This window comes from Caballeronia sp. dw_276 (assembly GCF_018449635.1).
Taxonomy (GTDB): domain Bacteria; phylum Pseudomonadota; class Gammaproteobacteria; order Burkholderiales; family Burkholderiaceae; genus Caballeronia.
In genome coordinates this window covers 84,818-99,172 of record NZ_JAAVUV010000008.1, presented here as the reverse complement: position 1 = coordinate 99,172, position 14,355 = coordinate 84,818, and the positions used below count along the sequence as shown (strand labels likewise).

The following is a 14,355-nucleotide window of genomic DNA, read 5'->3' as shown; positions in this document are numbered from 1 at the left end:
GCGGGATCGTGTTTTGCCTGGAGAGAAAGGATCAAGCCATCGAATGCGGCCAGATTCAGCCGGCGTTCGATGGCTCAGGATTTTTTTGACGTGAGCGGCCTCACGTTTTTTACCGCGGTTATATCGACGGGCTCGGGCGGCATGTAGCCGAAAGTGGCTTCGTCAGTGTCTTGTTGGTGCGGTTGCTGCTCTTTGCGCTCGCGGTTGCTCGCGGGCGCGTTGCCGAGCTTGCGCCGATGCGAAAGCACCGCTTCTGCAATGCGCTCGACATGGTCCACGCGAACCGCATCGGCGTCTTCGAATGCAGCCAGCGCACGCGCCGCGCGCAACATGACAAGATCGGCACGCAAGCCATCCACATGGGCCTCGATGCAAAACTCGCTGACGCGCGCGTGAACGGCGTCATCGAATTCGAGGTTCGGAAGCGCTGCACGCGCATTGAGGATACGTTGTGCCAACGCCTCTTGCTGTGCAGCGAACCGCGAACGGAACGCGCCAGGGTTTTCGTCGAACGCAAGCCGCGCCTTGACGATCTCGCGACGCACGCTGGCATCGAAGCAATTCTGCAGTTCGACTGCAAGCCCGAAGCGATCAAGCAATTGCGGCCTGAGTTCGCCTTCCTCGGGATTCATCGTCCCGATCAGCACAAATCGCGAGTCATGCCGATGCGAAATACCATCACGCTCAATCACGTTCACGCCGCTGGCAGCGACGTCGAGCAGTTGATCTACCAGCTGATTCGGCAGCAGGTTGACTTCATCCACGTACAACACGCCTTCGTGCGCCCTCGCGAGCAGGCCCGGGGAAAAACGCACGCCGCCATCGCGCAGTGCGGTTTCGATATCCAGCGATCCAATCAATTGCTCTTCGCTCGCACCCAAGGGCAAGGTAACGAAGCGCCCCTCCGGGAGCAATTCGGCGAGCGCGCGAGCCGTCGTCGACTTCGCCGTGCCGCGCGGGCCGCTCACCAGCACGCCACCCAGTGCGGGATCGACTGCGGCGAGTAAAAGTGCCTGCTGCAAGGGCGCTTGCGCGACCAATGCAGTGAAAGGAAAGAGAGTGTTGTTCACGTTCGTTGCCCTTCGAGTTGCTGTTCGGCATTCAGCAGATGGCGTTCAATTTGCGTCTGGTATTCACCCGGGTTTTGCCACAAACCGCGCTGCATGGCTTCCGTCAAACGCTCGCAGATGGAATGCAGCGCGTGCGGATTGTGCTGCCGCATGAACTCGCGCGTATCGGCGTCGTTCACGTAAGCATCGGCGACGAGCGCGTATTGATGATCCGACACCACGCGCGCGGTGGCATCGTAGCCAAAGAGGTAATCCACCGTTGCCGCGAGTTCCGACGCGCCCTTGTAACCGTGGCGCTTCACGCCATCGATCCATTTTGGATTGACCACGCGCGAGCGGATCACGCGCGATATCTCTTCCTGCAAGGTGCGAATGCGCGGTGATGCGGGGTTGCTGTGATCCGCATTATAGGCTTGCGGCTGCGTGCCCGAGAGATGCCGCACGGCCGCGACCATACCGCCCTGAAACTGGTGATAGTCGTTGGAATCGAGCAAATCGTGTTCGCGGTTATCCTGGTTCTGCACGACCACATCGATTGTCGATAACCTCGCGCCAAACGAATCGCGCGCGTCCACGCCATCGCCCTTTTGCGAATACGCGTAACCGCCTGAGCTTTGAAATCCGCGCGCAAGATCGGCGTCGTTCTGCCATTGCTTTGCGTCGATCATCTCCTGCAAGCCCGCGCCGTACGCGCCGGGTTTTGTGCTGAACACGCGCCAGCCCGCCCGCAAACGCGCCTCCTTTTCGTCCAGTCCGCGAGCAATGTGTTGGTCGCGTTCGCGCATGATGCGTGCGCGGATCGGATTGATGTCTTCGTCTTCGTCGTCGAGTTCGGCGACCGCTTGAACGGCGGCGTCGAAGAGATGCATCAGGTTCGCGAAGGCATCGCGGAAGAAGCCCGAAACGCGCAGCGTGACATCGATACGCGGCCGGTTGAAGATCGTGATCGGCAAGACCTCGAAGTCCGTCACGCGATTGCTGCCCGCAGCCCATTTCGGACGCACGCCGATCAGCGCCATGGCTTGTGCGATATCGTCGCCGCCGGTGCGCATGGTCGCCGTGCCCCACACCGATAAACCGATCGCCCGCGGATAATCGCCGTGTTCCTGAAGATGCCGTTCGATCAGCAGATTTGCCGACTTCAGGCCAAGCGTCCACGCAGCGCGCGTGGGGACGGCACGGGTATCGACGGAATAGAAGTTGCGGCCGGTGGGAAGGACATCAGGTCTTCCGCGCGATGGCGATCCGCTTGGGCCCGGCGGCACGAAGCGTCCTTCGAGCCCGCGTTGAAGCTGCAGCAACTCTTGCGGACCGCATGCGTCGAGGCGGGAAAGAAGGTCGCCATTCAGACGCGTGAGTACTTGCAATGTATTTGGACCAACGGATTCAGCAGGACCATCCAGCAACGACGTTGCAAGCAGTTCGAGACGTTCGCGCGTATCGCCGTGATGGCGCCAAGGAGCATCGATTATTTTCGTGAGTTCAGCAGGACGCGGGCCCGTCCATATTGCGCTCCAGTCGGAATCCAAAGGATCGAAGGCATCGCCGAGTTGCAGATCGCGCGCCAGTGCAGTGAGCACGCTCGCGTTCGCGCCTTGCCCGTTACCGGTTGGATAACGGCCTAAAGCGAGCAGCGTATCGCGACGTTGGACGCCCTGCGGCGACGCGCCGAATACATGCAGGCCATCGCGGATTTGCGCTTCCTTGAGCTCGCATAAATATGCGTCGGCGCGATTGAGCAACGCGTCTTCCGTATCGGAATCGAGCGGCTTTTCGAGCCCAAGTTCCTCATGCAGCCGATGCTCCACGATGCTCGCCAAGATAGTCTTACGCAGCAGCTTCGCACGCCGCGGATCGACCATCAGCGCTTCATAATACTCATCGACCTGACGTTCGAGGTCTTGCAGCGGCCCATAGTTTTCAGCGCGCGTGAGCGGCGGCATCAAGTGATCGATGATCACCGCCTGCGCACGCCGCTTCGCCTGACTCCCCTCGCCCGGATCGTTGACAATGAACGGGTAAAGATGCGGCATGGCGCCGAGCGTCAGGTCGGGCCAGCACGATGCGCTTAGCGCAACGCTCTTACCCGGCAGCCATTCCAGATTGCCATGCTTGCCGACGTGCACGATTGCGTCGATGTTGAAACGCAAACGCAGCCAGAAATAAAACGCGAGATACGAATGCGGCGGCACGAGTTCGGCGTCGTGATAACTCGCGTAGTCGCCGCGTTCACGCGATCGCGCGGGTTGAATGCCGATGAACACATTTCCGCAGCGCCAGCCCGCGATCATGAAGCGGCCGCGGCGCACCGTAGGATCGCTTTCGGGCGGACCCCAACGAGTATTCAGGTCTTGCTGAACGTCTGCAGGAAGCTTGCGGAACGCATCCAGGTATTCATCGAGCGCGAGACTTTGCAACGCGGGACGCATATCGCGCACGACGGGATCGTTGGTCACGCCCGATGTCAGCGCCCGCATCAACGCGTCGCCATCGGCCGGAATCTCCTGCGTTCGATACCCTTCGCGCGCGAGCATCGAAAGAATGTTCACGACCGATGCGGGTGTGTCGAGACCCACGCCGTTGCCAATGCGTCCTTCGCTCAAAGGATAGTTTGCGAGCACGAGCGCAATGCGTTTGTCCGCGTTTGGAAGCTGCCTCAGGCGGCACCAGCGTCCGCTCAACTCGGCAATAAAACGCACGCGTTCGAGATCGGGCTGGTAACGCACGACATCGACTTGGGTCAGTTTGCATCGGTACGCGAGGCCCTTGAAACTGATCGCGCGGGTGATGATGCGGCCATCGACTTCGGGCAGCGCGACATGCATGGCAATGTCGCGCGATGTCAGGCCGTGATTGTCCTTGACCCAGTCTTCGCGATTCCCGCCGCTCAGGATGACCTGCAGCACGGGTGCGTCGCCGGCGAGTTCGAACGGCGCGGGGTCATCGATCACGCCGGCCGCGAACGAGGTAGTGTTCAGCACCAGCGACGCATTGTTATCAGCGCACAATTGCTGCACGACTTCGCGGCTCAACGGGTCCTTGAGCGACGCCATCGCAATCGGCAACGGATTCAGACCATGCGCTTCGAGCGCATCGATCAATGCATTAAATACGTCTGTATTTCCAGACTGCAAATGCGCGCGATAGAAAAGCACGGCAACCACGGGCGCGTCCTGCGTCCATCTATCCTGCCAGTCTTGAATGGTCGCGACCTGCCGCGCCGGATGATAGATCGCGACCGCAGGCAACGGGGTCGGCAGGTCTGCATCGCGCCCATAACCCAGCGCGCGATAGGCGATGCAACGAAGAAACGCCTCGGCGTTCTGCGCGCCGCCCTCTCGTAGATAACGCCAGAGTCGATCGCACAACGCGGGCTCCGCCGTGCTCTTTGCAACAAGGTTCGGATCTTCCTGCAAGTCGCCGGAAAACATCACGAGCATCTGCCCGTTCTTGCGCGCGAGCGTGGTGATGCTCTCGATCCCGTAAGGCCAATACGCCTCGCCGCCCAGGTGATCGATCACGATCACGCGCGCATGCTTGAGCACGTCATCGACGTAGAAATCCACCGATGCCGGTTGCCGCAAGAACGCCTGATTCGCGAGCCGCACAGCAGGAAAACCCACTTCAAGATTCGGCACGACGCTCGCAAGAAGCGACAGCGTGGTATCGGCCGAACTCAGTACGACGATCGGTGCAGGCGTCTGATCGATACGCATGACACCCGCCGCGTCATCGACAAAACCTCCGGGCGTCGTACGTAGAAGATGCACGGTTTAAGCCTGCACGGTTACGCTTGCGAGCGCGTCGAGAAGCGCTTTTTGCAGGCGCGGCTGATCGAGGTCTTCGCCGATCAGCACGAAACGGCTGGTTCCGACTGCCGCTTCAGCAGGTGTCCATCGGCGATCGAAGTACGTATCGAAACGTTGCCCCACGCCCTGCACGACAAGGCGCATCGGCGTGCCCGGCAACGCGGCAAAACCCTTCACGCGATAAATCGTGTTGACATCGACCAGCGTGCGCAATGCCGCGACGGCCGCGTCGCGTGATTCCACGCGCGCCTCGACGACGACGGAATCGAAGTCATCGTGATGATGATCGGCGTGACCTTCGTCGTCCACTGAACCGTGATGGTCTACGCGCAGATGAATCGTCGTCTCCGACGCCGCTTCGAGCCCGAGCAAAGCATGTAGATCGAGTTGTCCCATCGTGGCCGGAACGATCTTCACGCCCGCCGGAATCTCGCCGCGAATCAGCGTTTCAACCGCGCTTTGCTGCGCGTCGTTCATGAGATCGGTCTTGTTGAGAATCACCAGATCGGCTGACGCCAACTGGTCTTCGAACAACTCATGCAGCGGCGATTCGTGATCGAGGTTCGGATCGGCGCGGCGTTGTTCATCGACGGCTTGCGGGTTCGCCGCGAACTGGCCGCTCGCGGCGGCGGGTCCATCGACCACGGTCACGACGGCGTCAACGGTGAACGCGTTCTTGATCGATGGCCAGTTGAACGCCTGGACCAGCGGCTTAGGCAAAGCAAGACCCGATGTCTCGATCAGCACGTGATCGATCTGCTCGCGGCGCTCGACGAGTTGCTCCATCACCGGATAAAACTCTTCTTGCACGGTGCAGCACAGGCAGCCATTCGAAAGTTCATAGAGATTCGGTTGATCGGTGGTGCTTTCGTCCTCACAGCCGATGCTGCAACCCTTCAAGATCTCGCCATCGATACCCAGTTCGCCGAACTCGTTCACGATCACCGCGATCCGCAGCCCTTTGGCGTTTTCGAGGATGTGCCGCATCAAGGTGGTCTTGCCGCTGCCGAGGAAACCCGTGACGACCGTGACCGGGATTTTGCGCATTTGCATCCTGTACTCCGTTTTATCGATTGACTGCCCGATGCCGGAAAAAGCCCTGCGCCGCAAATAAGGCAAGCGAAAAGCAAACTGGGCTTCAAACCCGGCAAAGCATGGTGAAAGTGTCGAGCCCGTACCGCATCCCCGCGGCACCTTTGACTCCTGGTGTTGATTCGTTCCGGCCGGTATCCGGGCTGGCGAAAATGCCGCTTCACCTTCCCGCACGCAACGCGCGTGCAGTGGTGTTCGAAGCCGGCTTTGCCGCGCGAATGTAACGTCGCGCGACTTTCGCTTACCGTTGCGGGGGCAGCGCAGGTTGGCGCGCCCGAGTGTCCGGCGGCGCTCCCTGCTTCCCGTTTAACTGCGCGCGGAGAGAGACCGCGCGCGAGCACCAGAAAACTGCGCCAAGTCTAGGCCGGTGACGCCTTGAGGTCAAGGTTGCAGCGTTTTGAAGCGACTCGGAAAACCCAAGCGCCAGCACGCTCGCCTGTGCTATCTTTGGCTCGCGTCTGGTGCTCACGCGCGCTTTTCCTGCGCGCGTAGTTAAACGGGAAACAGGATGCAGCGGCGCGTATTCCCGGCGCCGCTGCATATGAAAGACCTGTGCTGTCCCCGCAACGGTACGCGACCTGCACCGGTTCGAATCGCCTGGATCAAGGGTTCAATCGAAGCACATTTGCTTCACTGCCACTGCCTTGCAAAGCGGGAAGGCTCAAGCGAATGGGGTCGCCAAGCCCGGATACCGGCCAGCGCAAGTGGCGCGTCAAAGACGCGCCGGACGCCGCATCCGCGAGGGACGGATGAAGGACGTAATGCATTTATCGTCTTACATGAATTCAAATCTGCCGTACTTTTGCCCGCTTTTTTCCGCGTGTTTCGAACGCGTGGATGGCGCAGAACGATGAGCGCATCCATCGAAAAACGCGCGCGCGTCTGGCTGATCGGCGCGGGTCCGGGCGATGTCGAGCTGATGACGCTCAAGGCCGTGCGCGCGCTGTCGGAAGCGGATATCGTGCTCGTCGACGACCTCGTGAATCCCGATGTGCTCAAGTTCGCCCGCGCAGGCGCGCAGGTTCAGTACGTCGGCAAGCGCGGCGGCCATCCGTCGACGCCTCAGGCGGTGATCATCGAGGAAATGCTGGCGCATGTGCGCGCCGGACGTGTGGTCGCGCGGCTCAAAGGCGGCGATCCGTTTGTGTTCGGACGCGGCGGCGAAGAGGTGCAGGCGCTGCACGCTGCGGGTATCGAAGTGGAAGTGGTCGTGGGTATTACGGCGGGGATCGCGGCGCCAGCGGCTGTCGGCATTCCGGTCACGCATCGCGATCACACGATGGGCGTCGTGTTCGTCACGGGCCATGGCGCAAGCCGCGAAACCGGGGCCGCCGAGCCCGACTGGCGAGCGCTGGTCGCGACGGGCATGACGCTGGTCGTCTATATGGGCGTGCGGCGCCTGGCCGATATCGTGGCCGCGCTCATGGAAGCCGGACTCGATCCGGCCACGCCGTCGGCGGCAATCGAACGCGCCACGCGTTCCGATCAACGGCATTTGCGCGCGCCTGTCGGACATCTTGCGGAAGCAGTGGAACGTGCGGGAATCGCCGCGCCGGCGATCGTCGTGATCGGGTCCGTCGCGGCACTTGGTTTGACGAGCGCGCTGGATTTCGTGGGTTCGCAAACGTGAGCGCGTGGGTGATCGGCATTGGCTGCCGGCGTGGCGTAAGCGTCGCGCAGATTCATGCGGCGTTTTTTGCGGCGCTCGGCAACGAGCCGCTTTCGAATGTGTGCGCGCTGGCATCGATTGAGGACAAGCGGGACGAAACCGCCTTGCTCGAATTCGCCGCGCTTCACCACTTGCCGATAGAATTTTTCGCGAAAGAACGCGTGGCGCAAGTTCGGACGCGCGCCTCGGAACAGGTACGGGCGCTGATCGGAATCGATGGCGTGTGCGAGCCTTGCGCGCTTATGGCTTCGCGTAATGGACGGATCGTGCGCCCCAAGATCGTGATGGATGGTGTGACGGTTGCCATCGCCGAAGACCATTCGAATCAACAAACAGACAACGAGAGAACGTGATGAAAACGGACGAAGAAGCGCATTTGCGCATGACCCAGCGGCGCAAGGAAGGCCACGAAAAAAAGCAGGCGCAGGCGTCGATTGAAAAGGGCCTGCTGATCGTGAATACGGGCACGGGAAAAGGCAAGACCACAGCCGCGTTCGGCATGGCCGTGCGCGTACTCGGCCACGGCATGCGGCTTGGCGTGGTGCAGTTCATCAAGGGCGCGCTGCATACGTCCGAACGCGATTTTCTCGGCGCGATCGCGAACTGCGATTTCATCACAATGGGCGACGGCTACACGTGGGACACGCAAAACCGCGACGCCGATATCGCCACCGCCCGCAAGGGCTGGGACGCAGCGCGCAAGATGATCGAAAGCGGCGAGTACCAGATGGTCGTGCTCGACGAACTCTGCACGGTGCTGAAGTACGAATACCTTCCGCTCGATGAAGTCCTTGGCGTGCTCAACGCACGACCCGACATGCTGCACGTGGTCGTCACCGGACGTCATGCGCCCGAAGCGCTGGTCGAAGTGGCGGACCTCGTCACCGAGATGCGTCCGGTGAAGCATCCGTATCGCGAGCAAGGGGTGAAGGCGCAACGTGGCGTCGAGTTCTGACGTGCGCGCCTGCCCCGCTTTGTTCATCAGCGCGCCTGCATCGAATCAGGGTAAGACCACCGTGACAGCAGCGCTCGCGCGTTATCACACACGGCTCGGCCGGCGCGTGCGCGTTTTCAAGACCGGTCCCGATTTCCTCGATCCGATGATCCTCGAACGTGCATCGGGCGCGCCCGTTTATGCATTGCATTTGTGGATGGTGGGCGAGCGCGGCTGCCGCGCGTTGCTCGCCGAGGCCGCGCAAACCGCCGATCTGATCCTGATAGAAGGCGTGATGGGTCTCTTCGACGGCACGCCCAGCAGCGCCGATCTCGCCACAACGTTCGGCGTGCCCGTGCTTGCGGTGATCGGCGCGCACGGCATGGCCCAGACCTTCGGCGCGCTGGCGTTCGGGCTCGCGCGGTATCGTGATGACCTGCCGTTTTATGGGGTGCTCGCAAACCGTGTCGCGTCCGAGCGGCACGCGCAAATGTTGAGTGAGGCAATTCCGGAAGGCGTGCGTTATTGCGGATGTTTGTCGAATATGGACGACGTCGCGTTGCCCGGGCGTCACCTTGGCCTGACGCAAGCGGCCGAAGTCGCGGATCTCGATGCACGGCTCGACCGGGCGGCGGATGCCATCGGCAAAACCGCGTTATGCGAGCTTCCGCCAGCAATCGATTTCGCCCCTGAACCCCGCGAGCAACCTCCACGCTTGCTCGAAGGCGTGCATATCGCGATCGCGCGCGACGCCGCGTTTTCGTTCATCTACCCGGCCAATCTCGACCTGCTTACAGCAATGGGCGCAACGCTGTCGACCTTCTCGCCATTAGCCGACGAACCCGTCCATGCCGATGCGCTTTATCTTCCCGGCGGGTATCCCGAGTTGCACGCCGCACGCCTTGCCGCGAACGCGACGACGGCGGCATCGATTCGCGCGCATATCGAAGCGGAAAAACCAGTGGTCGCCGAATGTGGCGGCATGCTGTATCTGCTTGAATCGCTGACTGATATCGACGGCGCACAGCACGCGATGCTCGGCCTTTTGCCCGGCGACGCGAAGATGCAAAAGCGCCTTTCGCGCCTCGCGATGCAACGCATCGAAAGCCGTCACGGCATCAGTACGGGACACACCTTCCACTATTCGTCGGTGACGACTGTCATGCCGCCTGTTCTCACGGCAACGCACGCAACAACGGGCAAGGAAGGCGAAGCCGTCTACCAGCATGGCCCGATCACCGCGACCTACATGCACACTTACTGGCCGACGAATCCGGCGGCAGCCGCCGCCCTCTTTCGCGGTGAACCGCTATGACGATGCCTTTGGAAACACCTGTAAAAACGCCGCTCGAACTTGCATTCACTATCGAACGTGCGAGCCAGCTTCAGCCCGTGGGATCACCCTGCACGGACGTATGCCGCCTCGATAAAACCACCGGCTATTGCGAAGGCTGCTTCAGAAGCCGCGAAGAGATCAAGGCATGGAAGACCCTGCCCGATGCCGACAAACTCGGGCTGTTCCCCACTTTGCTCGCCAGAAAAGCAGCAGCATGAAAAAGGGCGGCTCGTAAGCCGCCCTTGCCCAAAGAATCATCCGTAACGCCTACGCTGCCGCAACACGCCGCGCCGGCACGCGCTCCACTTCGCGCTGGGCGAGCACGCCGAAAAGCAGACTGAGCGTGGTCCAGAGCACCGCCTGAATGCCGATCGCGGCCACGCGGAAATTCCACAGCAAGGTCGCCGAGAACTGCGCCGGGACTTCATCGACTGGCGGCAGGGCGACATACGCCACACCCATCAATACGACATAAACCGCCACCGCAATCAGCGACGCGTTCCAGTTGCCGTGCGCCGCCTGCATGCGGCGCTGCAGCCGGACAGCAAATACGGCCACCACGAGCGAGATGGCGACCATGCCGAAAAACAGCGCGGTCCTCGCACCGATGGTCTCGGGATTCCCCACGGACGGCGGGTTCGGCGGATACTTCAGAAACGGCACGACGACAACAGTCACGAAGCCGAACAAACCAAGCAACGCCGACGTCCCGCGCGCGCGCAATGCACCGAGCCGTGCATACGAAAACGCGAACACGAGCGAGAACAAACCGCCCAGCGCCGTACCGAACACCGCAACGCCCGTCAGCAAACCAAGCCCCGCCTGCGTGCCGCGGCTGACCAGTTCGACGGCGTCGCCATGTTCGTGCGCATGCCCGGAAGCCGCTTCTGCCTGCTCATGCGCATGTTCCTGCTGCGATTCGAATGCAATGGCGCGATCCACCGATGGTTCGCCAAATGTCTTTGCGAACCCGAAGCCGAGCAGGCCCGCGACCAGTCCCGCGATCATGCCGCGTATAAGGAGGTTTCTGATCATGTACGGTCTCAGTGGCAGGGGAAACCGAGCAGGTGACGACCATCGTGCACGAACTCGTGGATATACATGCCCTGAAAGATCGACGTTGCGCCTTGCTCCGCGCCCACGAAATAAATCGCGATCAACAAAAGCAGGCCGATAAACACCGCCCACGGCAGCACTTCACGCACCGGAATAGGTACGGGTGCATCAAATGCGGGATTCATGCCGGACAGATTCGCCGTTGCGTTGGCTTGATTCATGACAACTCCAGGGGATAAGCGCGTCCCGTAAGAAAAAAGAAGGCTGCAGCGGGGGTCTGACTTGCGTGCATCGAATGGACTTTCGTACCTTGATTCAGGGTATGAAAGCGCGTCCGGCACGCTCACAGTGGCGCGACCGCGCCGGGTTCTCACCGGCTTCCTCGCGCTGCAAGCTTGCCATTCTAAGATGTGTGCACCGAAAGTAAAGCGATGCATCAACTGAAACGAATCCAAAAGCCATGAAAAACGAACTGATTTTGCTCTGCCATGCGGCAACGCACGCCATGAAAGCCGGTTTCTTTCCCACGCTCGATGACCCGATAGAACAGCTCGAGCGTCCGCGCCTTTCCGCGCTGGCATCGGCTTATGTGCCAGATCGCGTGATCACGAGTCCATCGCTGGCCGCCGTGGAAACGGGCCAGGCGTTCGGCGTGGGAATGTCTACTGATGCCCAGTGGAGCGACCTGGATCATGGACGCTGGCACGGTCGTTCGTTGAAAGAGATCTACGATGAAGAGGCCGACGCGTTGAGCGCGTGGTTATCGGAACCGGACAGCGCCGTGCATGGTGGCGAAAGTCTGGAAGCCCTGCAGGCAAGGGTTCGAAGCGCGCTCGATACTCAACGCCACAGCGGCGTCACGCTGATAAGCACGCACGCGATTGTAGTCAAGGTCGCGCTTGCTGTAGTGCTGGAGGCGCCGCTGGCGGGGGTCTACAAGATGGATCTGGAGCCGCTCTCGGCGATCACGCTGACTCGCTCTGACGACACATGGCGCCTTCGATACAAGCCGCTCGTCTGATCAGGCCCCGGCGCCGCGCGCCATGCGCTGAAGCGTCGATGAATCGATTGCGCCCGCGCAGATCCGGACCGCCTCTTTGAGCGTACGTGGACGGCCAGCCGCGAAATGCGCTTCAAGCATAGCAATGGCACGCAGCCGCTCGTTGTTGCCGAGCTTTTCACCAGTTGCAAGTTCCAGCACCGAGATGAAGTAAGTCGCGGGCGGCGTTGCACCGCGCGCGCCGGCACCCGAGGCAGGAATCGCGTCCGAGCATGCTTGCCTCGCGATTGTCGCGACATCGCGCTGGGGGCTCCAGCCGATTTCGCTGAGTTGGATTTCGGTGTGACGTGTCATCGGTAATGCCCTGGACTATCCGTAAGTCGTATGACCTTTACTTAGCAAGGACTATTCCACCTTGACGGCGTCATGCGTCGCCGTGCACCCCATCCCAGCGTCGCGACAACAGGATCAGGACTGGCAACAATACAGCCCAGCCGAGTGCCAGCGTGAGAGTCGCCGCCAAAGGCTGAGCGAAGCGCACGGCACCCAGCGCGGCGCCACCCCGAAACGAGAGCGGCCCGGCAATGGCGCCCAGCACCGCCGCCAGCAGCATGCGCGGCTTGAGCCAGCCGAAGGTGGTGTTGAACTGCGCGGCAAACAGCGCCCACAACGCGAGAATCCAGTAAGGCGCGGCACCGGGAATGACCGTCCCGTTCGGATAATCAAGCAATCCGGCCGCTACAGGCACGCTTTCCCAAACGGCGCCGATGACGACGACGCTCACCAGCAACTTGATTTCCTGCATCGGCCGGGTGACGCGTGCGAGATGCACCGCGACCAGCACCAGCGTGACGGCAACGCCGATCCACGGCACGTCGTGCGCTGCGCTCAACACGCATGCAAACCACCCCAACTGTCCGACGATGAAATAAACGGTCGGCGCCCAACGCTCGAAGGAGGATTTGCTGGATGAATGGGACATGCGTCTCGCGTTTGTGGGATTGGCTTGGCGGCGATCCTACCGCATCGAACGCACTAACGTTTCGGCATCGCGTTTCTCAAAGCAACGCCGAATCATCCAACGAATAGGCCGCCCGTTTTCTTCCCTCCTGCCGTAACATTCCTGAAATCAACCAGCCGGATAATCGCCACTGTGCAGTATTGCGTCCTGATCCTTCGGACGCCAGCCAACACGCCAAACCAACGGAGCTACTCATGAATTCGCAGGATAAACAGCGCCGCTTCGAAGAAGACCTGATCGACAGCTACGACGAAGAACTGGAGATGGAAGTCGACGACCGGATTCTGGACGGCGACGGCGCGTTTTCCGCTGAAGCACGTGAACAGCGCAAGGTCTACTTCCGCGAGCTGTTTCGTCTGCAGGGCGAACTCGTGAAGCTGCAGGACTGGGTGGTTGCAAGCGGGCATCGGCTGGTGGTGATTTTCGAAGGCCGCGATGCCGCCGGCAAGGGCGGCGCGATCAAGCGCATCACGCAACGCCTGAATCCGCGCGTTTGCCGCGTGGCCGCCCTGCCCGCGCCGAACAATCGCGAACGCACGCAATGGTATTTCCAGCGATATGTATCGCACTTGCCGGCGGGCGGCGAGATCGTGCTGTTCGACCGCAGCTGGTACAACCGCGCAGGTGTGGAACGGGTGATGAATTTCTGCACCGACGACGAATATGAAGAGTTCTTTCGCTCAGTGCCGGAATTCGAAAAGATGCTGGCGAGAAGCGGCGTGCAGATCCTGAAGTACTGGTTCTCGATCACCGATGACGAACAGGAAGTGCGCTTCCAGGCGCGCATTCAGGACCCGCTCAAGCAGTGGAAACTCAGCCCTATGGATCTTGAAAGCCGCCGCCGCTGGGAGGCTTACACACAGGCGAAGGAAGTGATGCTGGCCCGCTCGCATATTCCGGAGGCGCCGTGGTGGGTGGTGCAGGCGGTCGATAAAAAACGTGCTCGCCTTAACTGCATCAGCCATTTGCTGAGCCAGGTGCCGTATCACGAGATCGAACACCCCACAATCGAATTGCCCGACCGCGTGTACAACGATGACTACTTGCGCCAGCCGGTCCCGGAAACCATGGTCGTTCCGGAAGTGTATTGAGGCTGGCTAAAAACGTGTTTCAGCAGTGGCAGGTCTTTTCATGCATGGCATGGACCTGCTGCGGCTTTTGAGCATCGTCACGATCGTGGCGATGCCTGAATACCACTTGAAATATGTATTGCGAACTCTTCATGACCACGACGAACGTCACTTGCATCAGGTTGAAATCGAGCGTCACCATCAGGCGCATCAGGACCAACAGAGGAAGTACGACGGCAGGCCGGTAGAGTTGTCGTTCAATTAATGCTTTCATGACGGCTCCCGTATCCATAGTTAG

General features: G+C 60.8%; 15 protein-coding genes and 3 riboswitches. Of the genes, 7 read left to right on the top strand and 8 right to left on the bottom strand.

The window, feature by feature from the left end; genetic code table 11:
• Positions 1-74: 74 nt before the first annotated feature.
• From HB633_RS18225 to cobW, 3 genes are read right to left on the bottom strand one after another with little or no spacing between them, the layout of a single operon-like run.
• The gene (locus HB633_RS18225; RefSeq protein ID WP_213779585.1) at positions 75-1,070 is read right to left on the bottom strand and encodes an AAA family ATPase; all 996 of its coding nucleotides are present in this window, start codon (positions 1,068-1,070) and stop codon (positions 75-77) included.
• The gene (cobN, locus tag HB633_RS18220) at positions 1,067-4,840 is read right to left on the bottom strand and encodes a cobaltochelatase subunit CobN (RefSeq protein WP_213779584.1); all 3,774 of its coding nucleotides are present in this window, start codon (positions 4,838-4,840) and stop codon (positions 1,067-1,069) included. The genes HB633_RS18225 and cobN overlap by 4 nt, the downstream gene beginning before the upstream one ends.
• Before the next feature lie 3 nt (positions 4,841-4,843).
• Positions 4,844-5,932 carry a cobalamin biosynthesis protein CobW gene (gene cobW / locus HB633_RS18215; RefSeq protein ID WP_213779583.1) on the bottom strand — a complete coding sequence of 363 codons (1,089 nt, stop codon included), beginning with the start codon at positions 5,930-5,932 and terminating at the stop codon, positions 4,844-4,846.
• Positions 5,933-6,082: 150 nt separating this feature from the next.
• A riboswitch (cobalamin riboswitch) is annotated at positions 6,083-6,331 on the bottom strand.
• An 82-nt stretch (positions 6,332-6,413) separates the two neighbouring features.
• A riboswitch (cobalamin riboswitch) is annotated at positions 6,414-6,686 on the top strand.
• Positions 6,687-6,821: 135 nt separating this feature from the next.
• Here cobW and cobA point away from each other — a divergent pair.
• Genes cobA through HB633_RS18190 form a run of 5 tightly spaced genes read left to right on the top strand, consistent with a single transcriptional unit; the run spans position 6,822 to position 10,128 of the window.
• Positions 6,822-7,601, top strand: coding sequence for a uroporphyrinogen-III C-methyltransferase (cobA, locus tag HB633_RS18210; protein WP_213779582.1), 780 nt, complete (start codon positions 6,822-6,824; stop codon positions 7,599-7,601).
• A complete protein-coding gene (locus tag HB633_RS18205; protein WP_213779581.1) occupies positions 7,598-7,993 on the top strand; it encodes a cobalamin biosynthesis protein in 396 nt (131 codons plus the stop codon). Before cobA ends, HB633_RS18205 begins: the two co-directional genes overlap by 4 nt.
• A complete protein-coding gene (gene cobO / locus HB633_RS18200; RefSeq protein ID WP_213779580.1) occupies positions 7,993-8,595 on the top strand; it encodes a cob(I)yrinic acid a,c-diamide adenosyltransferase in 603 nt (200 codons plus the stop codon). The genes HB633_RS18205 and cobO overlap by 1 nt, the downstream gene beginning before the upstream one ends.
• Before the next feature lies 1 nt (position 8,596).
• Positions 8,597-9,889 carry a cobyrinate a,c-diamide synthase gene (locus HB633_RS18195; RefSeq protein ID WP_213779786.1) on the top strand — a complete coding sequence of 431 codons (1,293 nt, stop codon included), beginning with the start codon at positions 8,597-8,599 and terminating at the stop codon, positions 9,887-9,889.
• A complete protein-coding gene (locus HB633_RS18190; RefSeq protein WP_213779579.1) occupies positions 9,886-10,128 on the top strand; it encodes a DUF1289 domain-containing protein in 243 nt (80 codons plus the stop codon). The genes HB633_RS18195 and HB633_RS18190 overlap by 4 nt, the downstream gene beginning before the upstream one ends.
• A 49-nt stretch (positions 10,129-10,177) precedes the next feature.
• Here the strand turns inward: HB633_RS18190 and HB633_RS18185 are convergent, their stop codons facing one another.
• Together HB633_RS18185 and HB633_RS18180 are read right to left on the bottom strand one after the other, a co-directional pair.
• A complete protein-coding gene (locus HB633_RS18185; protein ID WP_213779578.1) occupies positions 10,178-10,945 on the bottom strand; it encodes a CbtA family protein in 768 nt (255 codons plus the stop codon).
• A gap of 8 nt (positions 10,946-10,953) precedes the next feature.
• Positions 10,954-11,151 carry a CbtB-domain containing protein gene (locus tag HB633_RS18180; RefSeq protein ID WP_086386651.1) on the bottom strand — a complete coding sequence of 66 codons (198 nt, stop codon included), beginning with the start codon at positions 11,149-11,151 and terminating at the stop codon, positions 10,954-10,956.
• Between the two features lie 65 nt (positions 11,152-11,216).
• A riboswitch (cobalamin riboswitch) is annotated at positions 11,217-11,403 on the bottom strand.
• 23 nt (positions 11,404-11,426) lie between these two features.
• Between HB633_RS18180 and HB633_RS18175 the strand changes: the two genes are divergently transcribed.
• The gene (locus HB633_RS18175) at positions 11,427-11,987 is read left to right on the top strand and encodes a histidine phosphatase family protein (protein ID WP_213779577.1); all 561 of its coding nucleotides are present in this window, start codon (positions 11,427-11,429) and stop codon (positions 11,985-11,987) included.
• Here the strand turns inward: HB633_RS18175 and HB633_RS30935 are convergent, their stop codons facing one another.
• Entirely contained in the window at positions 11,988-12,320 is a 333-nt protein-coding gene (locus tag HB633_RS30935; RefSeq protein ID WP_255580996.1) for a hypothetical protein, read from the bottom strand.
• A 70-nt stretch (positions 12,321-12,390) separates the two neighbouring features.
• On the bottom strand, positions 12,391-12,948 hold the full coding sequence (locus tag HB633_RS18165) for a DUF2878 domain-containing protein (protein ID WP_213779576.1): 558 nt from the start codon (positions 12,946-12,948) through the stop codon (positions 12,391-12,393).
• Between the two features lie 233 nt (positions 12,949-13,181).
• On the opposite strand from HB633_RS18165, the gene ppk2 reads away from it, so the two are divergent.
• Positions 13,182-14,078 carry a polyphosphate kinase 2 gene (gene ppk2 / locus HB633_RS18160; RefSeq protein ID WP_213779575.1) on the top strand — a complete coding sequence of 299 codons (897 nt, stop codon included), beginning with the start codon at positions 13,182-13,184 and terminating at the stop codon, positions 14,076-14,078.
• A 19-nt stretch (positions 14,079-14,097) separates the two neighbouring features.
• Here the strand turns inward: ppk2 and HB633_RS18155 are convergent, their stop codons facing one another.
• The gene (locus HB633_RS18155; RefSeq protein ID WP_213779797.1) at positions 14,098-14,331 is read right to left on the bottom strand and encodes a hypothetical protein; all 234 of its coding nucleotides are present in this window, start codon (positions 14,329-14,331) and stop codon (positions 14,098-14,100) included.
• Positions 14,332-14,355 lie beyond the last annotated feature (24 nt).